The sequence below is a fragment of the Paraburkholderia sp. FW306-02-B genome, from assembly GCF_058782725.1.
On record NZ_JBYSXZ010000002.1, the window covers coordinates 970371 to 992127 of the forward strand.

17 protein-coding genes are annotated in these 21757 nt (G+C 61.6%); 10 read left to right on the plus strand and 7 right to left on the minus strand.

From position 1 onward, the window contains the following. The first annotated feature begins 41 nt into the window (after nt 1-41). On the plus strand, nt 42-896 hold the full coding sequence (locus AC3WOG_RS25400) for an alpha/beta fold hydrolase (RefSeq protein WP_492580642.1): 855 nt from the start codon (nt 42-44) through the stop codon (nt 894-896). A gap of 83 nt (nt 897-979) precedes the next feature. Here the strand turns inward: AC3WOG_RS25400 and AC3WOG_RS25405 are convergent, their stop codons facing one another. From AC3WOG_RS25405 to AC3WOG_RS25415, 3 genes are all read right to left on the minus strand, one after another. Continuing rightward, nucleotides 980-1276, minus strand: a complete 297-nt coding sequence (locus AC3WOG_RS25405; protein WP_492580643.1) for a hypothetical protein — start codon at nt 1274-1276, stop codon at nt 980-982. A 12-nt stretch (nt 1277-1288) separates the two neighbouring features. Then, on the minus strand, nt 1289-3022 hold the full coding sequence (locus AC3WOG_RS25410) for a methyl-accepting chemotaxis protein (RefSeq protein ID WP_492580644.1): 1734 nt from the start codon (nt 3020-3022) through the stop codon (nt 1289-1291). Nucleotides 3023-3354: 332 nt separating this feature from the next. Next, a complete protein-coding gene (locus AC3WOG_RS25415; RefSeq protein ID WP_492580645.1) occupies nt 3355-3627 on the minus strand; it encodes a hypothetical protein in 273 nt (90 codons plus the stop codon). A 167-nt stretch (nt 3628-3794) separates the two neighbouring features. Between AC3WOG_RS25415 and AC3WOG_RS25420 the strand changes: the two genes are divergently transcribed. After that, nucleotides 3795-4922, plus strand: coding sequence for a porin (locus AC3WOG_RS25420; protein ID WP_492580640.1), 1128 nt, complete (start codon nt 3795-3797; stop codon nt 4920-4922). Between the two features lie 716 nt (nt 4923-5638). Here AC3WOG_RS25420 and AC3WOG_RS25425 read toward each other — a convergent pair. Beyond that, the gene (locus AC3WOG_RS25425; protein WP_492580646.1) at nt 5639-6484 is read right to left on the minus strand and encodes an alpha/beta hydrolase; all 846 of its coding nucleotides are present in this window, start codon (nt 6482-6484) and stop codon (nt 5639-5641) included. Between the two features lie 407 nt (nt 6485-6891). Between AC3WOG_RS25425 and AC3WOG_RS25430 the strand changes: the two genes are divergently transcribed. From AC3WOG_RS25430 to AC3WOG_RS25465, 8 genes are all read left to right on the plus strand, one after another. Continuing rightward, the gene (locus tag AC3WOG_RS25430) at nt 6892-7437 is read left to right on the plus strand and encodes a fimbrial protein (protein ID WP_492580647.1); all 546 of its coding nucleotides are present in this window, start codon (nt 6892-6894) and stop codon (nt 7435-7437) included. 99 nt (nt 7438-7536) lie between these two features. Continuing rightward, nucleotides 7537-8298, plus strand: a complete 762-nt coding sequence (locus AC3WOG_RS25435; RefSeq protein WP_492580648.1) for a fimbrial biogenesis chaperone — start codon at nt 7537-7539, stop codon at nt 8296-8298. A gap of 125 nt (nt 8299-8423) precedes the next feature. Continuing rightward, nucleotides 8424-11177 carry a fimbria/pilus outer membrane usher protein gene (locus AC3WOG_RS25440; protein WP_492580649.1) on the plus strand — a complete coding sequence of 918 codons (2754 nt, stop codon included), beginning with the start codon at nt 8424-8426 and terminating at the stop codon, nt 11175-11177. Next, nucleotides 11174-12214: a fimbrial protein gene (locus AC3WOG_RS25445; RefSeq protein ID WP_492580650.1), complete on the plus strand. Its 1041-nt coding sequence runs from the start codon at nt 11174-11176 to the stop codon at nt 12212-12214. Before AC3WOG_RS25440 ends, AC3WOG_RS25445 begins: the two co-directional genes overlap by 4 nt. Nucleotides 12215-12372: 158 nt before the next feature. Beyond that, entirely contained in the window at nt 12373-13092 is a 720-nt protein-coding gene (locus tag AC3WOG_RS25450) for a FadR/GntR family transcriptional regulator (RefSeq protein WP_492580651.1), read from the plus strand. 127 nt (nt 13093-13219) lie between these two features. Continuing rightward, nucleotides 13220-13987: an SDR family oxidoreductase gene (locus AC3WOG_RS25455; protein WP_492580652.1), complete on the plus strand. Its 768-nt coding sequence runs from the start codon at nt 13220-13222 to the stop codon at nt 13985-13987. A gap of 90 nt (nt 13988-14077) precedes the next feature. Continuing rightward, nucleotides 14078-15370: an MFS transporter gene (locus tag AC3WOG_RS25460; RefSeq protein ID WP_492580653.1), complete on the plus strand. Its 1293-nt coding sequence runs from the start codon at nt 14078-14080 to the stop codon at nt 15368-15370. A 52-nt stretch (nt 15371-15422) separates the two neighbouring features. Then, complete coding sequence (locus AC3WOG_RS25465; protein WP_492580654.1) at nt 15423-16670, plus strand: enolase C-terminal domain-like protein; 1248 nt, start codon at nt 15423-15425, stop codon at nt 16668-16670. 63 nt (nt 16671-16733) lie between these two features. Here the strand turns inward: AC3WOG_RS25465 and AC3WOG_RS25470 are convergent, their stop codons facing one another. The 3 genes from AC3WOG_RS25470 to AC3WOG_RS25480 all read right to left on the minus strand — a co-directional run bounded on the left by AC3WOG_RS25470 (nt 16734) and on the right by AC3WOG_RS25480 (nt 21708). After that, a complete protein-coding gene (locus tag AC3WOG_RS25470) occupies nt 16734-18242 on the minus strand; it encodes an MFS transporter (RefSeq protein WP_492582446.1) in 1509 nt (502 codons plus the stop codon). 150 nt (nt 18243-18392) lie between these two features. After that, on the minus strand, nt 18393-19151 hold the full coding sequence (locus tag AC3WOG_RS25475; protein WP_492580655.1) for a hypothetical protein: 759 nt from the start codon (nt 19149-19151) through the stop codon (nt 18393-18395). Nucleotides 19152-19209: 58 nt separating this feature from the next. Continuing rightward, a complete protein-coding gene (locus AC3WOG_RS25480; RefSeq protein WP_492580656.1) occupies nt 19210-21708 on the minus strand; it encodes a TonB-dependent siderophore receptor in 2499 nt (832 codons plus the stop codon). Between the last annotated feature and the right edge of the window lie 49 nt (nt 21709-21757).

Consider the following 21757-nt stretch of genomic DNA (forward strand, 5'->3'; position numbering starts at 1 on the left):
AGGTGGTTGCGTCGTGCATAGTGCGGGAAAGGAGCCCATGTATGAACGCGCGAACCGACCCTTCAATACTTGCAGTCCCGGAGTTGTGCTTTGCGACTGTCCCGTCCGGCATCAGCGTGCCCTATGTGGCCTGCGGTTCCGGAGAGCCGTTGCTGTTCGTGCACGGATCGCTTTGCGATTACCGCTATTGGAGCAGTCAAACAGCCTTCCTTTCGAAGCATTTCCTCTGTATCTCGGTCAGTCTCAGCCATTACTGGCCGGCGGCCGAGGCTTGCATTCAAGGAGAATTCGGCTGGGAGACGCACGTCGCGGAACTCGCCGAGTTCATTGCTGCAATGGACCTCGCGCCGGTGCATCTGGTCGGGCACTCGCGAGGAGGGTGCGTGGCATTCCACGTGGCGCGCGAGTATCCGCGGTTGGTGAAAACGCTGACGCTCGCGGATCCGGGTGGCCCGTTGCAAATCGACGGGATGTCGGAGGCATCGTTGCCACCTGCGACCAATGCACTTCGCACCAAAGTCGCCGACCTGATTGAAAGCGGTGCGATTGACGCCGGACTGGAGCTGTTCGTCGACTCGGTGAGCATGCCCGGCTTCTGGCGCAAAAGTCCCCCCAGTTTCCGCACGATGGCGATCGACAACGCCGCCACGCTTCCAAAGCAGTTTCGCGATCCTTTACCAGGGTACTCACGTGACGCAGCGCGTGACGTGAAGTGCAGGACGTTGCTGATCGAAGGGGAAAAGAGCCCTCGCATGTTTCGCAACAACGTTGAAAAGCTCGCGGATTGGATCGATTACGCGGACAAACACACCATTGCGGGCGCATCGCATGGGATGAACGTCGCGAATCCGGGGGTATTCAACCGGCTTGTCCACGCCTTCGTGAGTTCCTGGTAGTGTTGATCGTCGAGGTCGACTGCCTTCTTCATCGGTATCAGCGCCATCGACCAGGCCTTCGGCGCAGGCACGCGTTCGCGTGATTACTGGCGAGTTGTGTTCGTCGTCTGCAGCACGTTCAGTAGGGTATTGGTCTGTTCCAGCAGCGTTGAGTGATATTCGGCGGGTAGGGGTATGTCATCCGCGAGCGACATTGTGTCTTCAATCCGTTGGCGAAATGCCTTGGCGATCTCCGCGCGTTGAGTGGCTGTGAGGTGTGGGAGCGTGGCATCGATGAAATTTTTCATAACCACAACCTGTGCGCCGAAACGGGAAACGGCCTTGCCGTTCGACATCACCAGCGTAGCCAGTGATTGCAGAAGCGCGTCGGTGTTATTCAAAACCATGGCTCCTCAGAACGTTTCCCAGTCGGCGCTACTCGCATTCGCCGAGACGGTCATGCCGGTGCTAGTCGCGCCGCTGGGTGATTGGGAAGATGTTTTCGGTTTGGCCGGTGCCGTACGACGGGTGGTTGGAGTCTTCGGGGTGGACGGGCGCGGTTTGCTTTGCGGAATAACCGCTCGTGGCGTAGATTGCCCCGTGTCGGCGAGGTTGAATACCGATACTGCGTCCGTCAGCCTCGTTGCCTGGTCTTCGAGTGATTGTGCGGCTGCCGCAGCCTGTTCAACGAGCGCGGCATTCTGTTGCGTCACTTCATCCATTTGACCGACGGCCTGGTTCACCTGTTCAATGCCACGGCTCTGTTCTTCAGAGGCTGCTGCGATCTCGCCGACAATATCGGAGACCTGCTTGATTGCCTGCTTGACCTGCCCCACGGTCGAGCTAACTTCGAACGCCTGTTTTGACCCGTCTTGAATCATCGCGACGGACGAGCCGATCAGCTCCTTGATCTCTTTCGCGGCGGTGGCAGAGCGTTGGGCCAGACTGCGAACCTCACTGGCAACGACAGCAAAGCCGCGCCCCTGTTCGCCAGCACGGGCCGCTTCAACGGCGGCATTCAGTGCAAGGATATTCGTCTGGAAGGCAATGCCTTCGATCACACCGGTGATTTCCGAAATCCTGGTTGAGCTGCTGCTGATCTTTTCAATCGTTCCTACCATGTCCTGGACAGCCTCATTACCCGCGTCGGCGATGTCGGTGGCACGCGTTGCCAGTGCATTCGCCTGACGTGCATTGTCGGCGTTCTGTTTCACCGTTTCCGTCAACTGCGTCATGCTTGCCGCGGTTTCTTCAAGCGACGCTGCCTGTTCCTCTGTCCGCGCCGACAGATCGGTGTTGCCGCTAGCGATTTCCCGCGATGCCACCGAGACCGATTCAGTGGTGGCCTTGATCCCGCGCACCGTATCGCTGAGTTGCCGATCCATTTTCCTCAATGCTTCGAGAAGCTGGCCGAACTCACCTCGTGAATCCACGGTGATCTGATTTTCCAGTTTTCCAGCCGCGATATGGTTTGCAACGTCTACGGCTTTGTTGAGGGGCGTCGAGATCGCGCGTAGCAGATAGACGGACGCACCAATGGCGATGACGATGCCGGCGCCGACAAGCGTGATAGCAATCCAGAGAATAGTTCTGAAGGTCGATTCGCTATCGTCGGCAAACTGTTTGGCCTGAGCCAGATTGCGCGTGGTGTCCTGCTTCACCGCGTCATCCAATGACCTGGATACCGGAGAAAGCTTTTCGATTGAAGAAGAAGTCGCGTCGAAATTGCCCGCTCTGGCAGCAGCTATCGCTTCGTTCGTTATTGCTGTGAACCGGAATAGGGCGTTTCTGATCCGCTCTGCGATCTCACGTTCCTTGTCGCTGGATATGCCGCTCCGGTAATAGTGGTTCCACGACGTATTGAGACGTTCAAAATCGGCTTGAATTGCAGAGACGGATTCTGCCGTTTTAGTTGGCTCCCTGAATACCTGAATGCGCCTCAGCATAAGGCGTACATCGAGCTCGGCCGCACGCACGTCGGTTAGATCGGCAATTGGAACAGTATTGCCGGAATAGGCGTTGATCATGTTCCAGTTTAGTCTGGAAAGTCCTAAAGTCGTGAAAAGTCCGATGACAGCGATGAGCGTCACGCATACGCCAAACGCGAGGACGATCTTGAATTTAATTGTCTGTACAAAACTGTTCACGTTGCTTCCTTCGTGGCTTGGGTATTCAAGGTCGTGCGGGAAGGGGCTAAGACCCCGACACCTCCAAGGGTATACGGCAGGACTTGCTGCAAATGAAGGGGCGATTGCCGGTTATCAGGTAAAAAATAGAAAAAGTAGATCCATTGAGATTTTGCTTAGCACAATTTAGCTTTCTATAGGTCATCAACGGTACAGGTCGATATACGCTTTTCCAATAAAACGCTCAAAGCAGGAATGGCTGATTTTGTTGTAGGGAAATACCGACAATGTCGGCGCGACCAATGCGGCACCAGGCATGCCGCGGAAGACGCTCTATCACAAGATCCGCCGGTTCAGGATCCCGACTCGGAAACCACAGGTCGATTCAGCGTGACACGGTCACGGTCGGCGGTGTCGGCCCATGCGGCTCGGGAAAAGCCAGGCATTGATATGCCGTTCTGCGTATCGACCATGTGCGAACCGGCGCTATAGGGTCGCTTTGACGATGCCGAACGAAAGCGAGGTCCGATCTCGACAGACTTCACGATGCTGCCGATGTACACGGCGGACGGCAAGCCACCGATCGCGATGCGCGATGTCAGCATGACGGTCGGGGACTCCCTCATCACGCGCCACCGGTGCTACGCCGTACATCGGTAATTTCACTTAGTTGTACAGGTGAGACGGGAAAGGCGCGTGAAGGATTGAGCTCACTAGGATGGCACTCATCGGTTGGCCGTCGCAGCGCGCAGCAAAAACGAAAATTTCAATGTAGTAATCTGAGGAGACGATCTTGAAGAAAAAGTATCTGGCTATGGCCGTCACGGCAGGCGCATTCGCCGCGACCGGCGCGCACGCACAGTCGAGCGTCCAGCTTTACGGCCTGATGGACCTGAGCTTCCCCACCTACCGGACGCACGCGGATGCGAACGGCAATCACGTCATCGGCATGGGCAACGACGGCGAACCGTGGTTCAGCGGCAGCCGCTGGGGCCTGAAGGGCGCGGAAGATATCGGTGGCGGTTCGAAGATCATTTTCCGCCTGGAGAGTGAATTCGTGGTCGCCAACGGCCAGATGGAAGATCCGGGCCAGATTTTCGACCGTGATGCATGGGTCGGTATCGAGAACGACACGTTCGGCAAGATCACGGCAGGCTTCCAGAACACGATCGCCCGCGACGCGGCAGCCATTTATGGTGATGCATATGGCAGCCCCAGACTGTCGACGGAAGAAGGTGGCTTTACCAATTCGAACAACTTCAAGCAGATGATTTTCTACGCGGCCGGCCCGACCGGTACGCGTTATAGCAATGGCGTGGCGTGGAAGAAGCTGTTCAGCAACGGTATCTTCGCCAGCGCAGGCTACGCATTCGGCAACTCGACGAGCTTCGGCTCCAACTCGACCTATCAGGCTGCGCTCGGCTACAACGGCGGACCGTTCAACGTGTCGGGCTTCTATAGCCACGTGAACCGCGTTGGCTTTACCAACCAGTCGTTCTCGGTGGGTGGCAACTATACGTTCGGTATTCTGCGCGCCAATGCGGGTTACTTCCGCTACCTGGGCAATCAGGGCGCGCTCGGCCAGCGTCAGGACAACGCCTGGACGGTGTCGTTCAAGCTGTCGCCGAAGGGCGCGCTCGACTACGAACTCGGCTATCAGCAGATGCGCGTGCACAACGCCGCGTACAACAGCGACGGCGATATTCCGAATGCGAACGTCGGCGCGTTCGATCCGACCTCGGGCCTGCACAACGGTTTCAAGGAAACCCTGTACGGTTCGGTCTTCTATCACCTGTCCAAGCGCACCGAAGTGTATCTCGCCGGCGACTACATGAAGTTGCATGGCGGTTATACGGTTGGGGGCACCTTCGGCGCCACCAACCAGCTCGAGCTGACCACGGGCGTGCGCACCCGCTTCTGATCCGGCGGCATCTCCTCGTAGCACCTCCATTGGCCGGGGTGCTCAGAATGGCGGCGGCGGATTTTATCCGCTCGCCGCTTTTTCATTTTCGGCGGATCATGGTCTTCTGCGTCGGGGTGCGTAGCCCCAGCATTCATGCTGCCCCGGCGCCGGTGTCAATTGTCTGATCATTGCTGGTGAGCCCAGGAAAGTTTCCCTTGAAGCGAGCGGCGGTCCAGGCGATAGCGTTGCGTCATACGGCAGGAGGTGTGCGATGAACGCTCGAGCGATAATGTGGCGCGTTTTCGCCGGTTTACTAACGTGGAGCTTTCTGGTCGGTTTCGCTGGATGCGATGCGTTGCGCGGACCACCGGTAGCGGAATGGCCGGGCCCCCACGCGCCTTATCCCTTCCCGAACGACGTTCCGCATCGTACCGAATGAGCTGCAGGAGCCCTGGCGCATTCTGCCTTGGTAGCGGGAGCGGGAGAGCGCCGCAGAACGTCAACCAGCCACTGCGCACGTCACGTTCGGCGCGGTATACGGCGACGGATATTCAGACGTGGGGCCGCTAGGCAGACGGAGTCGCTGGGTCGCCAATACGTCGGCTTCCGTTTCTTCACGCCGGTTGAGCGAAGGGGGCGAGGTGCGGACGGCGCTCGTTGCTCTGCGGCGCGCGCCTAGCGCCGGCCTGCTCACATGAAGATGCCGGCGAACTCAACGAACCAACCCATCACGTCTACGCACTTTGCGCGTACCCGCCGTTGCGTTTGAACGAAGTCGCGAAGAAGAGAACCTGATACTGGACCGCGTTCGCCCAGTACTTCCAGGTATGTCCACCAGGACGTTCCGCGTAATCGTGCGGCACGCCGAGCTCGACAAGCCGCTCATGCAGCGTGCGATTCGAAGTGACGAAAGAGTCGTTGACGCCGCAATCGATAGTCAGCGCGATATGGGCATTTTCAAAGCTGCGGGCATTTTCGACGATCGCCTTGCTGTTCCAGAAGGCAGCGTGTCGAGCGGGGTCGCCGAATACCTCGTTGATGCCGGGCTCGTCTTCGCAGCCGCGCGGATCGACCGCGCCGCTGATGCTCCCGGCAGCACCGAATGCGTCCGGCCGGTCCAGCGCGATGTGCAAGGCGCCAAAGCCACCCATGCTCAAACCGGTGATCGCGCGTGACTGTCTCGCGGCAATCGTGCGGAAATGCGAGTCGATATACGCCACGACTTCCGCACCCACGTACGTTTCGTAACGGCTGCGGGGATCGACCGGGCTGTCGATGTACCAGCTCTCGTGACCGCCGTCCGGCATCACGAGGATCACGTGATAGCGGTCCGCCAACCTGGCGATTTGCGAATTCGTGGTCCAGTCGGTGTAGTCACCGCCGGAGCCGTGCAGCAAATAGACAACGGGGAAGCGGGTGGCTTCTTTGCCGCGGATGTATTGGTCGGGCAGCACCACGGTTGCCTCGAACGATTTATGCATCGCGGCGCTGGGAATGGCGACAACCCTGGACTGAAACGCCCAGGCAGGGTTCGTCAAAAGCAGCGTCAGAATAAGCCAGAATGCACGAGCTGTATTCATGGGTTGTCGCTCCTGTCCTTTCTGCGTGTCCGGAATACACGCTCCGGCATCCAGCGGGAAAATGCCTCGAAGACTCTAGCAACGGCGACTTACAACCAAATTTCAATGAACCATACGGTCCCGTCAGCTTGGGGGCGACGCCATTAACGGTTTTCGATGCGACAGAGAGGCTTTGATGCCTTATATACGATCCAATTTAGCCTTGATATTAATATTTATCCTTTATTATCAATGATTTAACATTATTTCAAATTTCCCCCATCCCCGCATGACATTGTTTAACCGTCCCCTTTTTGCCCCATCCCGATAATAGCCGCCGGCGCGGTCGGTTTGAGCGCAACGCTATTTCTGAACCCGCCGTACACACGTTTTTCAATACCAGGCCTTACTTATCAATGGGGATGACAATGAAATTCACGCGCTCAGGCGTTCTCGCCGCGGTTGTCGCAGTTGCAGCCGTCGTGCCGGCCGTTTCACATGCGGCTGACGGCACCATTACTTTCACCGGCCAGATCACCAGCCAGACTTGCACGATCAGCGGCAACGGCGGCGGCAAGAACTTTACCGTCACGCTGCCGACCGTATCGACCTCGGCACTCGCCACCGCCGGCACGACCGCTGGCCGCACGCCGTTCAACATCGCGCTGTCGAATTGCACGCCGAACTCGGGCAACGTCTCGACGTACTTCGAACCGGGCGCAACCGTCGACACGACGACCGGCCAGCTGCTCAACGCATCGGGTACGGCGACCAATGTCGAAATCGGCCTGCTCAACGGCGACAGCAGCGTCATCACGCTGGGCGCGGCACAAGCTTCGCAAAACTCGAAGGCCGTCGCGCTGGCAAGCGGCGCGGCCACGCTCAAGTACTTCGCGCAATACGTCGCGACGAACGGCGCGTCGACGGCAGGTACCGTCAACACGACCGTCATGTACTCGATCGTCTATCAGTAAGCGTAAATCGCTACGGGGCGGTAGCCGGCGCCCGCAGAGGCGCGGGCTGTCGAAAGATTAGAGCGAACCCTGAGTTCGCCATGTAATCAGGATTGCAAAATGACAGTGCGAAACAATTTGTGTGCGGCGATGGCAGCTTTCGCGTTGTCATTGTGTGTGAGCAGCGCTCAGGCAGGCGTCGTGATCAGCGGGACGCGCGTGATCTATCAGGCGAAAGAGCGCGAAGTCACCGTCAAGCTCAGCAACGAAGGCGACGCACCGGCGCTGGTTCAGGTTTGGCTCGATACGGGCAATCCCAACGCCATGCCGGACGAGTCGAAGGTTCCCTTCACGCTGTCGCCGCCGCTGTTTCGCCTCGATCCGAAGAAAGGCCAGAGCCTGCGCCTGATCTACACGCAGGAGCCGTTGCCGCAGGACAAGGAGTCGTTGTTCTGGCTCAACGTGCTTGAAGTGCCGCCGCGCGCCGCTGCGAGCACCATCGCCGACGATCCCAATTCGCTGCAACTGGCGTTTCGCTCGCGCATCAAGCTGTTCTTCCGTCCGGCGGGGCTGCCGGGCAGTGCGGACGAAGCGGCTGCCAGGGTCAGCTGGAAATTCGTGCGCAAGGACAACGGGGGCTACGCGCTGGAGGCGACCAATCCGACGCCTTATCACGTGACCTTCAGCAAGATCGTCGCCAGTGAGGGCACCGCAAGCTGGACCAGCGACAAGGGCGGCATGGTCGACCCGGGAGCCGGCGCGGACTTCGACGTCGGCAGCGTGGCGCCGCTCACCATGGCGCCGGCACAGGTCGATTACACGTTCATCAACGACTACGGCGCAGGGGTGAACGGCAAGTACCAGCCGTCAGCGAAGCCATGACGTCCGCGGCCGCGAGCCGCGTGCTTCGAACCATGACGAATACGGGTTTCGCGCGGTAAGCGCAGGCGCAACCCATACACAAAAAACCACGCAGCCAGTCTGCGCGACGAGACCAACGATTAGCCATGCGTACCCGAGAACAGTGTCCGCGGCCGCGTGCCGGAAAGAGGTTCGCGCTCAGGCGCAGCCACGCCGTGATTCTCGGCGCGCTGGCGGCTTGGGGGCCGACGTTGGCGTTCGCCGATTCGACGATGGTTGCGGACGTGCAGTTCAACGACCAGTTCCTGATGAAGCCGAGAGGCCAGAGCGTCGACGTATCGCGCTTCGAGCGCGGCAATCCGGTGCAAGCAGGCGAGTACACCGTCGACCTCTACGTGAACGGCAACTGGGTGGGCCACAACGCGGCGCGCTTCGTTGCACGGGACGGGGCTGACAGCGCGGCGCCGTGTTTCGACAAGGCGCTGATCGAGCGCCTTGGTCTCGACTTCACTGTGCTGTCCAGCAAGGGCCGCGGCGAACTGACGAAAGCCCAGGCGGGTGAGTGCGCGAACCTTGCCGATCTGGTCGACGGTGCGTCGTATTCTTTCGACATGTCCGATCTGCGGCTCGATCTGAGCATTCCGCAGGCGGCGCTGCTGCGCAATCCGCAAGGCTATGTGAGCCCGGAGTTCTGGGACGAAGGCGTGAGCTCGGCCACCTTGGGCTACAACCTGAATTCGTTTCGCGTGAGCGGCTCGGGCGCCGCGAATACGCAGACCTATCTCGGGCTGAACAGCGGCGTCAATTTCGGCAGCTGGCACTTCCGGCAGAATTCCGCGCTGACGTGGCAATCGAACGGACCGCGTACGTATCAGAACATCGCGACCTATCTTCAGCACGATCTGCCGTCGATTCGCAGCCAGCTGACGATCGGCGACGCCTTCACCGACGGCGCCGTATTCGACAGCATCGGCATTCGCGGCGTCGAACTCGCGAGCGACGATCGCATGCTGCCCGATTCGCTGCGCGGGTATGCGCCGCTGATTCGCGGTGTGGCGATGACCAATGCCCGCGTGAGCGTCACGCAGAACGGCAACAAGCTGTACGAGACGACCGTCGCGCCGGGCGCGTTCGAAATCAACGACCTGTACGGCACCGGCTATGGCGGCAACCTGCTCGTTACGGTTACGGAAGCCGACGGCAGCCAGCACAGTTTTTCGGTGCCGTATGCGTCGGTCGCGCAGTTGCTGCGTCCGGGGATCACGCGCTTCAACGTCGCCGCTGGCCAGCTTCGCGACGCGCAGGTCAGCGAGCACGACAACATCCTTCAGGGGACGGTGCAGCATGGTTTCAACAACGTCGTCACCGGCTATGCGGGGACGATCGTGGCACAAGGCTATCTGGCGGGACTGCTCGGCGCGGCGGTCAACACGCCGCTCGGCGCGGTCGCGGTCGACGTGACCGAGGCGAGAGCGGACATTCGCGGCGTGACCAACACCACCGGCCAGAGCGTGCGGATCAGCTACAGCAAGCTGGTGCCGACCACCAATACGAACTTCACGGTAGCGGCTTATCGCTATTCATCGAGCGGCTTCTGGGCGCTGCGCGACGCGATGCTGGCGCGCAGCCGGGCCGCGACAGGACAGGACCCGAGTGCGGTCGACCGTCAGCGCAATCAGGTTCAACTGACGATGAACCAGAGTTTCGGCAATGGCTGGGGCAATGCGTATGTCGTCGGCTCGACGCTCGACTACTGGAATCGCTCGGGCACCACCACGCAGTTCCAGATCGGCTACAACAACGTGTTGCGCGCGCTCGGCACCAACTTCAGTTACAACGTGTCGCTGTCGAGGCAGCGCGACGGCTTGACCGGGCAGATGAACAACCAGCTCTTTGCGAGCGTGTCGATTCCGCTCGGCACCGGCCAGCATGCGCCGACCCTGTCGACGAGCTTTACCCACAACAGCCAGAGCGGCGCGTCCGAGCAGGCGATGCTGAACGGCTCGGCCGGCGTGGACAATGAATTCACCTACGGCGTGACGGCGAACCATGCGCCGGGCTCGAGCGCGGGCGGTGTGAACGGCCAGTACCGCAGCCCGTACGCGACGCTGGCGGCGAGCGCAAGCGGCGGCTCGGGTTACTCGCAAGTGTCGGCTGGCGTGACCGGCGCGATCGTGGCGCACCCGGGTGGCGTCACCTTCGCCAACGATCTGGGCGACACGATCGGCGTGGTCGAAGCGAAAGACGCGAAGGGCGCGCGCATCACCAACTCGTCGGGTGTGCGCGTCGACAGCTTCGGTTACGCGGTGATTCCGTATTTGACGCCGTACAGCCTGAACACGGTCGAGATCGATCCGAAGGGCATCCCGCTCGACGTCGAGTTCAGGTCGACCAGCCAGCAAGTTGCGCCGCGTGCGAATTCGGTGGTGATGATCCGCTTCGGCACGGTGAGCGGCCGGGCAGCGGTGATCTCGGCGCGCTTGCCGAACGGCGCACCGTTGCCGTTCGGCGCGAGCGTGTACGACGCGAAGGGGGCGAGCGTCGGTGCGATCGGTCAGAACAGCCGGATCTTCGTGCGCCGCGTTGCCGATGAAGGGGCGCTCACGGTGAAGTGGGGCGATGCGGCCGACGAACAATGCGCATTCGGCTACCACTTGCCGCCGAAGGGTGAAGACCGTGGCGCCTATGCGCATATCGAGGCGGTGTGCGGCACGGGTCAAGCTTCGACGGCTAGCGCAGCGGCCACGAAGCCCACCTCGGCGGATAACGTCACCGCGAACATCGCGGCTGCGAACGTCGCGATGGCGAGCCATCTCTCTATGCCTGCAAGCAGCTCCCCGGTGAGTCGCGCAGCGAACGAAGCAGCGGCGGGTTCGTCCGTCGAAGGGAATCCGCAATGAACATGTCTCTGTCACGCACCATTTTGCGCAAATGGTTCGGGTTCCTCACGCTGTGTGTGGCGGCGTGTGCCGGACTGACCGTCAGCATGCCTGCACAAGCGGCGCTGCAATGCACGATTACCGGTTCGGCGGCGATCAGCTTCGGCACGATTACCGTGCCGCGCGACACACCGGTCGGCACGGCGATCGGCCCGGTGCAGTCGTCGACGGTATCGGTCAACTGTCCGTCGAATCCCGGTACCGTGCCGCCGTATAACAACGGCTGGTATATCCAGTACTACCCGCAGTTGACCGGCAGCCCGGTGGCGGGTGTCTGGAATACCGGGATCGCCGGCATCGGCATCCGGGTGATCGACGTGACCTACGGCAACAAGACGCTGTCGACGTTGAACCTCGGCGGCTGGGGCGATTTTGCCGCGCCGATCCAGACGACCGCGTCGTTCCAGGGCAACTTCACGTTTACCTATCAGCTGGTGAAAACCGCAGCCCAGGTGACGACGGGCGGTGCAGTCAACATTCCGCAGTTAATGACGCTGGTTAGCCACAATATTCCGCTCAACGTCACCTCGCCGGCGCAGGTGACGGTTTCAGTGAACAACACGTCGATCGTCGCAACCACCTGCACGGTGACGACGCCGTCTGTCAGCGTCACGTTACCGACGGTCAACGCCAGCGCGTTGAGCCCCGCCGGCACGACCGTGGGCAATACCAACTTCAGCATCGGCTTGTCGTGCCAGGCCGGCTCCAACGTCTACGTGACGCTGACCGACGCGACCAATCCCGGCAACACGACCAGCAATCTGACGCTGGCGAGCGGTTCGACCGCGACGGGGGTGAAGCTGCGCGTGCTGAACAGCGGCGGGTCGGCGCTCAGCTACGGCCCGGACTCGGCCGTGGCCAGCAATCCGAATCAGTGGCTGGTCGGCGCGTCGGCCAGCACGACCCGCATCCCGATGACCGCGCAGTACATTTCGACGGGCACGGTCGGGCCAGGCACGGTCAAGGGACTCGCCACGTTCACGATGAGTTATCAGTGACCTGATCGCCGGGCGGTTGGGGGTAAGTGGTGTTCCTCTGCCGCGTCCGCCGCGAACCTGCCGGGCGCCGCGCCTGAACCCTGGGGTCAACCCGGATTGCAGTGAAGTCTTCACGTGTCTATCTTTCTACATCATACGTATGATCTAGGGGGCGAATCGTGACGACGCTGCACAGGCAGGTTCTAAATCAGATGGGCGAGCAGATTTGCTCAGGCAAATTCATGCCCGGCGATATTCTGCCGGCTGAGCCCGTTCTCGCCGAGCAAATGCAGGTGAGCCGCATCACCATCCGCGAGACGATGAAATCGCTCTCCGCCAAGGGCATGCTCGAAGTGCGCCGCCGCTACGGCACGGTCGTGCTGCCGCGCTCGCAATGGCAATTGTTCGATCCGGACGTGATCACATGGCGTGCGCGAGCGGGCGCCATCGAGCCGAGTCTCGTCGAAGACCTGATGGAACTGCGCCTGATCATCGAGCCGAATGCCGCGAAACTCGCCGCGAAGCGCGCGACCGAAGAGGATCGCGTCGCGGTTCGGCGCGCATTCAAGAAGATGGAACGGGCCGTCGCGGGCCACGGCGAGTACGTTCCCGCCGACCTCGCGTTTCACGGCGCCGTCCTCACCGCCTGCCACAACCAGTTCATCCAGCAGATGCAGAACGCGTTGTCGGCGATCTTGCGTACGAGCTTCGAACTCAGCTCCGAGATCGCCGGTGGCCCGGCCCGTTCGCTGCCGATGCACGAAGCGCTTTGCGTCGCGATCGAGAAGGGCGATCCGGCAGCGGCTGAACAGGCTGTGCTGACACTCATCGAGCGTGCCGAGAAGGATTTCGAGGACCGCGCCGCCCTGAATCGCACCGCCAACGACCAGCCCGCTTAGCTGACTGCCAGGCGGCCTGCCCGGCAGCCTCGCCAACGGCGACCCCATACCAACGTTATCGCGAACGTATCAACGGTCGCGAGGGGCGCACTCGCGCCTCGTGACTGAACATCGAGAGGATCGGCACATGACACAGTTATTCGATCTGAGCGGCCGCACGGCGCTCGTCACCGGTTCGGCGCGAGGCATCGGCTTCGCACTGGCTGAGGGACTCGCGGCCGCGGGCGCCGGCGTCGTCCTGAACGGCACACGCGCCGATACGGTTGCCGAAGCTGTCGACCGGCTCAAAAGCAAAGGATTCAACGCACAAGGCCGCGCGTTCGACGTCACCGACGAACCGGCGGTCGCCGAAGCGTTTGCGCAATGGGACAAGGACGGCGTGCAGATCGACATCGTCATCAACAACGCGGGTATCCAGTTTCGCAAGCCGCTCGTCGAACTCGAACTGAATGATTGGCAACGCGTGATCGATACGAATCTGACCAGTGCATTCATCGTTGCGAAGCAAGCTGCACGACGGATGATTGCGCGCGGCACCGGCGGCAAGATCATCAACATCGGCTCGCTCACGAGCGAAGCCGGGCGCGCGACGGTAGGCGCCTACACGGCGGCGAAGGGCGGCGTCAAGATGCTGACCCGGGCGATGAGCGCCGAGTGGGCGGCGTCGAACATTCAGGCGAATGCGATCGGTCCGGGCTACATCCTGACCGACATGAACAAGGCGCTGATCGAGAACGCCACCTTCGACGCCTGGGTCAAGAGCAGCAATCCGTCGCAACGCTGGGGCAAACCGGAGGAACTCGTCGGCACGGCGGTGTACCTCGCGTCGCCGGCATCGAGCTATGTGAACGGCCAGATCATCTACGTCGACGGAGGCTGGCTGGCCGTACTTTGAAGCAGTTTTGAAGCAGGTTCGCGCGGGTACATCAAAACAACCAACGACTCGCGCCAAATAATCCGTACGCCGTACCGATCTGGAGACATCATGGAAAGCGTCAAACCCGTAGCAACCCAAAGATGGTGGTATCTGATGCCCATCATCTTCATCACCTACAGCCTCGCCTATCTCGATCGTGCGAACTACGGCTTCGCCGCCGCGGCCGGGATCAACAGGGATCTCGGCATCTCGCAAGGCACGTCGTCGCTGATCGGCTCGCTGTTCTTTCTCGGCTACTGTCTGTTCCAGGTGCCCGGCGCGATCTACGCGCAGCGCAACAGTGTGAAGAAGCTGATTTTCTTCAGCCTGATCCTGTGGGGACTGTGTGCGGCGGCAACCGGCATGGTCAGCAACATTCCGATGCTGATGGCGTTGCGCTTCGTGCTTGGCGTGGTCGAGGCGGCCGTGATGCCGTCAATGCTGATGTACATCAGCCGCTGGTTCACCCGCAGCGAACGCTCGCGCGCCAACACGTTCCTGATTCTCGGCAATCCGGTCACGGTGCTGTGGATGTCGGTGGTGTCGGGCTATCTGGTGCACAGTTTCGGCTGGCGCGAGATGTTCGTGCTCGAAGGCTTGCCGGCGCTCGCATGGGCGGTGGTCTGGTGGTTCACGGTGAAGGATCGGCCGGCTGACGCGCCGTGGATGAGCGACGCCGAAAAGACCGAACTCGACGCGCGTCTGAAAGCGGAACAGGCGCACATCGCGCCGGTGCGCGACTACAAGGCGGCATTCCGTTCGTCGATCGTGCTGAAGTGCTGCGCGATTCACGCGCTGTGGAGCGTCGGCGTGTACGGCTTCATCATGTGGCTGCCGTCGATTCTCAAGGCCGCTTCGACGATCGATATCGTGTCGGTCGGCTGGTTGGCCGCCGTTCCGTATCTCGCCGCGATCATCCTGATGCTGCTCGCGTCCTGGCTCTCCGACAAGACGCGCAATCGCAAGCTGTTTGTCTGGCCGCTGCTGCTGATCGGGACCATCGCATTCGTGGCTTCGTACCTGATCGGCGGCTCGCACTTCTGGATTTCGTTCGCGCTGCTGGTGGTGGCGGGCGCGACGATGTACGCACCGTATGGCCCGTTCTTCGCGCTCGTGCCGGAGCTGATTCCGAGCAACGTGCTGGGCGGCGCGATCGGCCTCATCAATGCATGCGGCGCCCTGGGCGCATTCCTTGGATCGTGGGTGGTCGGTTATCTGAACGGCGCGACTGGCAGCCCCGCGGTCTCGTACATCTTCATGGCGGTTGCGCTGTTGCTCTCGGTCATCCTGATGATCACCGTACCTGCGCGGTCTGACCAGCGGGCGAAGCGTGAAGGATCGCTGTCGCTGCGCCGCACGTGAAGAACCCCACGATCCGGCTTCGATTCATCGATTCGATTTTGGCAGACAGAAAATGGCAACCCTGATTACCGATGTAAAGGTCATCCTGACCGCGCCGGAAGGCATCAACCTGATTGTCGTCAAGGTGGAAACCAACCAGGACGGTTTGTACGGCCTCGGATGCGCGACGTTTGCATACCGGCATGTCGCGGTCAAATGTCTGATCGAGGAATATCTGCGGCCGCTGCTGATCGGCCGGGACGCCGAGGCGATCGAAGAACTATGGCAGCTGATGCATCAGAACGCTTACTGGCGCAACGGCCCGATCGAGAACAACGCGATCTCCGGCGTCGATATGGCGTTGTGGGACATCAAGGGCAAGATGGCGAACATGCCGCTCTATCAGCTCTTCGGCGGCAAGTGTCGCGAGGGCGTGCCCATCTATCGCCATGCGGATGGCCGCGACCTGAACGAGTTGTGCGAGAACATTCAGAAATATCGCGAGCAGGGCATCACCCACATCCGCTGCCAGAACGGCGGATACGGCGGGGGAGGCTATGGCAAGGCGCCGTCGGGTGCGCCCCAGGGTGCCCCGGATGGCGTCTATCTCGACAGCAGAAAATACATGCGGGAAACGCTCAAGCTGTTCGACGGCATTCGCAGCAAGGTGGGTTTTGACGTTGCCTTGTGCCACGACGTACATGAACGTCTGAAGCCGGTCGAAGCGATCCGCTTCGCATGCGAGTTGGAGCAGTACGATCTGTTCTTTCTCGAAGATGCGATCGCGCTCGAAGAAGGCGACTGGATGCGTCAATTGCGGGCGAAGACGACCACGCCTTTGGCGCAGGGCGAGCTCTTCAACAATCCGTCCGAATGGCGATTTCTGATCACCGAGCGCCTGATCGACTTTATCCGGGTTCACCTCAGCCAGATCGGCGGCATCACGGCGGGGCGCAAGCTGCAGATCTTCGCCGAGCAATTCGGCGTCAGGACGGCGTGGCATGGTCCGGGCGACATGTCGCCGCTGGCGCATGCAGCGAACATCCACATCGATCTCGCTTCACGCAATTTCGGCGTGCAGGAATGGTCCGGAACCGAGCCGCCCAACTTCGTGATCCAGCAACTCAAAGGGCCGAGGGCGGCTTTGCTGGATGTATTTCCCGGCCTTCCCGAGTTCAGGAACGGACACGTTTACGCCAACGACAAACCGGGTTTGGGCGTGGACATCGACGAAGCCGAAGCAGCGAAATATCCGTGCGAAAACACCGTGACCACCTGGACACAAACACGGCTGAAAGATGGAACGCTCCAGACTCCTTGACGATGACGTTTCCTGCCTGGCAGCGTTGAGCGGTGATTCGGGCCCAGAGGCGGGCTCAAGTGTTCAACTGCGGCGAAACACGACGTGCGAAATCCTTTGCACAAGGAGCGCCGCCGCCAGCGACGCAACCGCGGTCAGCCAGACGCCGATATGAATCGACTGAACCAGCGCGTCGCGTGCGGCGTCGATGAAGACCAACGGGTTCAGTCCAGACGGCTTCATATCGTCAACCAGCTTTGTTCTCAACGCTTCGTCGATGAGGATTCGCAAATCGACAAAGCGCGGCAGCCACTGCGCGGCCACCGGTTCGCCAAGCACGCTCATGGTGCGCGTCACCACGTTGCTGTAGTGATGCGAGACGACCGTGGCCACGATGCTCGTGCCGAGCATCCCGCCCACCATGCGGGTGGACTGCAATAGCGCCGTGGTGATGCCGAAGCGTTCGCGTCCGGCAATCTCCTGCCCGAACACGTTCAGGTTGTTGAGGATGAATCCGAGTCCGATGCCTACCGCGGCCATCGGCAGCTCGATCCAGAGATGCCGGGTCGATGCACTGGCAAACGCCAGGCCGATGGAGGCGAACAGCAGCAGCGCAAACCCGGTCGAGAGTATTTTCGTGGGCCGGCGCAGATGAATGACGATGCGCGTATTCACCAGGCTGCCGATCGCGATACACGCTGCAATCGGTGTGGCGAGCAGACCGGCTTGTTGCGGCGACAAGCCGAACCCGCCCTGCAACAGAAGCGGCGCAAAAAAAATCAGCGAAAACATCACGAAGCCGGACAGCAGCGACAGCGCGAAAAGCGTGACCAGTTGCGCATCCCTGAACAGGTCGAGCGGAATGATCGGATGCGTGGCGCGCTTTTCGCACACTAGCAACGCAACCGCGGCGGCCACCACGCACGTGGCCAGCACGAGGTTGCCGGTCGTCAAGCCATCCTTCGGCACCGCCTCGATGAACGTCTGCAGTCCGCCCAGCGCGAGCGCGACGAGTCCGGCGCCGAGCCAGTCGATACGCACCTCGCCTTCGCGAGGACGATGAAAGTTCGGCAGATGCGCCCAGATGAAATAGAACGCGGCGGCGCCCACCGGCAGGTTGATCAGGAAGGTGGAGCGCCAACCCCAATGCTCGCTCATCCAGCCGCCCAGCGACGGTCCAGCCGCGGTGCCGATCCCGTACGCCGCCGCCATCACCACCTGCCATCGAACCCGCGCGCGGGGATCGGGAAAGAGGTCGGGTATCGAGGCGAAGGCGGTGCCTACCATCATTCCGCCGCCGACGCCTTGCAGACCTCGCGCGATCGCGAGGAACAGCATGTTGTTGGCGAGGCCGCACAGCACGGAGGCGGCGGTGAACGTGACGACCGCCGCGATGACGAAGCGCTTGCGGCCGAAATAGTCGCCGAGCCGGCCGAACACGGGCACCGTCACGACCGAGGCCAGCAGGTACGCGCTCGCAATCCATGCGTAGTACTCGAAGCCATGCAGTTCCGCGACGATCGACGGCAGCGCCGTGCTGACGACGGTCTGGTCGAGTGCGACCAGCATGTTGACGAGGCCGATGCCGAGCATCGCGAACAGGGCGTTGCGGAAAGTGAGGGCAGGCGGGGCGAGGGTCACGGATAGGGATCGTACAGTCGGCGGGCGCGGCAGATTATACAAGCCCCTCGCGAGCGGCGACGAAGCCGCTTCAGCGCACGGCGCTGCGAGCTCGAGCGTGGATCAACCCAGCCCGGCAGCCCAATCCACTGCCGCATCGAACAGACTGCTGCCCGCCGTCGACAGGTTGCCGAAGGTGTCGTTGTTCAGGAAGAACATCACGCGCCGTGCCGGGGCCAGTGATTCGTAGTCCATCGTCGCGCCTTTCTCGTAGGCAAAAATCGCTGCCTTCTCCGGTTGGCCGTAAAGCGTCGCAATGATGGTTGCGCCGAGTCCGGGCTTGCCCCAACTCATCGCGGCCTGTTTGCCGTAGACGTTGGTGACGCCGGCGGGCAACCCCGCCGCGATCGGGTGGGGCGCATTGACGAGCCACAGATAGCGTTCCTTCTCCGCTTCGCCGAAGTCGACGTCGTGCCGCTTGCCGGTCATCGCGAAGTCGTCGAGCAGATCGTTTTCCCACGTCAGCAACGGTTTGGCCATATAGCGCCAGCCGCTCGCCACCTGCCTGGACGAAACCGTCGACGAGATCACGACGAGATCGGCGTCGCCGATGGCCTCGGGCGGTTGCGCCTGATCCAGCATGCGGACGCTGTAGCCTCGCGCGCCGAGATGCGCGGCGATCTTCTGGTCGGCGGCCAGGTTGGGTCCGTTCAGTTGCACGACCATGACGACTTTCCTGCCCGCGCCGGCTCCGCTCGACGCGGCCAGTGTGACGGGCGCCGTGCAGGCCAGCCACGCGCCGAGGCCCGCTGTGGTCAATAACGCGCGGCGCTTGCGGATGGGCTTGATTTCAGTTTCAGTCCGGCGGTTCAGACGCTTCATAGGGGTTCAGTCTCACGTTGATCGATCAAAAGTGCCTGCCGCGCAATCCTGCCGCGCGTTAAAACTCGAGCGTCGAGAGCAGGGATACCTGGCGTGCGTCGCCAATCGACACGAAGTACTTGTTGACGCTCGATGGGTAATAGGTTTTGTTGAAGAGGTTCTTCACGTTGAGCTGGAACGAGAGCCGGCGGTTGCCGAGCTTCGTATCGTAGGACGCGAATGCATCGGCCACGGTGTATGCGGGCAACGTGAAGCTGTTGGCCGAATCGCCGGGGCGCGAGCCCACGTAGTGCGCGCCCGCGCCGACGCGCAACTGGTCGCCACCGAATATCGCGCCGAAGTCGTACACCGCCGCGAGCGATGCCGTGTTCTGCGCCACGTTCCACAAGCGATTGCCCGCGTAGAGCGGATCTTGCGTGGTCTTCGCATCGATGTAGGCGTAGCTCGCGATCACGCTCCAATGCTGGCCGATCTGGCCGGCCACATCGAGCTCGACGCCGCGCGAGCGCGCCTTGCCGGCGGTGCGCCAGTCGGTCTGCTTGGTGGTGTCGTTGTACTGCTGCACCAGCACGTTCTTCTTGTCGATATTGAAGAGCGCCAGAGTGCCGCTCAGGCCGCCCGGCATCGCCACTTTGGCGCCGAGTTCCCACGACGTGGCTTCTTCAGGCTGCACCGATGAATCGATCACCACGCCGGAGGCGAGCGGCGCAATGGTCGAGGTCGGCTTGAGCGACTGCGTATAGCTGCCGTATAGCGACACCGTGTCGGTCCATTTGTAGACCACGCCGGCGCGCGGCAGCCATTTGGTGCCGTTGATATCGGTGTTCGCGACGAACGGCCGGCCGCGCCCGGCGATCTGGCTGTAGCTGAGAAAACGCGCGCCGCCGATCAGAATCCACTTGTCGGTGAGATGCAAACTGTCCTGAAAGAACAGCGATCTGTCGTGCAACGTGTCGGTCTGATCGCTGTCGCTCGCCGACACCGTGCTCGACGGACTTTCCCGGCCGTACACGGGATTGAAATAGTTGAAGGTGTATTTCGTGGCCTGGCGCAGCAGATCCTTGCGATAGATGCGCCGGTATTCGTCGTCCACGCCGACCTGCAGGTCGTTGCGCATGCCGGCCACGTTGAAATGGCCATCCACGTAGGCGATCCCGTAGCTGTCCGTGCTGAGCGCGCCGTGGGTCGCGTCGTTGCTGCGCGACAGGACGCCGGTCGTGCTGTTCACGCCCTGCACGCGCAACTGGTTCGCGTCGTAGGTCTCGCGGTTGTAGCTGTAGCCGACGTGCGCCTTCCAGTTAGCGTCGATCTGATGATCGATGCTGATCTGCGCCAGATGCGATTCGCCGTCCATCTCGTTGAACGGTTCATCGAGCCGCTCGCGGCTCGAGATCGCGAGCGGCTTGTTGGTCTTCGGATCGAGGGCCGTGCCGCGGTCGAACGGATAGAGAAACTTGCGATATTCGTACGACACCACGACCTGCGTATCGCGTCCATACCAGGCGAGCGACGGCGCCACGAGCGTTTCGCGGCTCTCGCCGAAGTTGCGCCAGTACTGCGCTTCGGACTGGTCGACGACCAGCCGGTAAGCGAGGCCCGAATCGCCGATCGGCCCGGTCGTATCGAGCGTCGCGCCGCCACCGTTGCGGCCGTGTCCGTAGGTCGAGCCGAGCACGGAGATCGCGTGGTAGGGCTTGAGCAAGGGCTGCTTGCTCACCACGTTGACGACCCCGCCCGGATCCATGATCCCGTACAGCAAAGAAGACGGACCCTTGAGCACTTCGACGCTGTCGGCGGCGGCATTGAGGCCGCGTCCCTGCACGAGCGGCATGCCGTTGTGCATGATCGAGCCGTCGCGATTGCCGCCGAAGCCGCGTTTCAGGATGGTGTCCTGCGTGCCGGCCAGCGTATTGCCCTGCACGATGCCGCTGACATTCGCGAGCGCGTCGTCGAGATTCCGCGGACGCTGATCGCGCAGCACCTGCGCCGGCACGATATTGACGGCTTGCGCCGTGTCGAGCAGCGGCGTGTCCGAGCGCATCACCACCGCTTCGGCGGCCGGCTGGTAGCCGGCGGCTTGCCACGCCGTGGTGCTCACGGTGACGGCGGGAAGCGTGGCGTCGTGGGCGCTGCCGTCCGCTGCTGCTTCAGCATGCTGGATCAGCGTATAGCTGCCATTGGGCTGCTGAACGGCGCCAAGTCCGGTTCCGCGCAGGATTCGATTGAAAGCTTGCGGTACGTCGTAATCGCCGTGCAGACCCTCGCTCGTGTGGCCGGCCGTGAGCGCCGCCGGGAACGACAGCAGCAGCCCGGTTTCGCGGCCGAAGCGATTGAGTGTGGCTTCGAGCGGTCCCGCCGGAATGTCGTAGCTCTTGCGCGTCGACGCCTGGGCGGCGGGCGGTGCATCGGCTGCGAACGCGACATTGAACGGCAGTCCTGCCGAAATCAGCGCGGCCGTTGCGATATGCCGCGCGATGTGTGCCGGCGGCCGCACGCGTGGCGCGCCGCGGCGGCCACGGCTACCTTGGCTGACGCCGGTCTTTCGATACTGTCCCATGTTCAAGGCTCGCAGGAAGATAGACGATGTGTTGCTCTCATCTCCCATG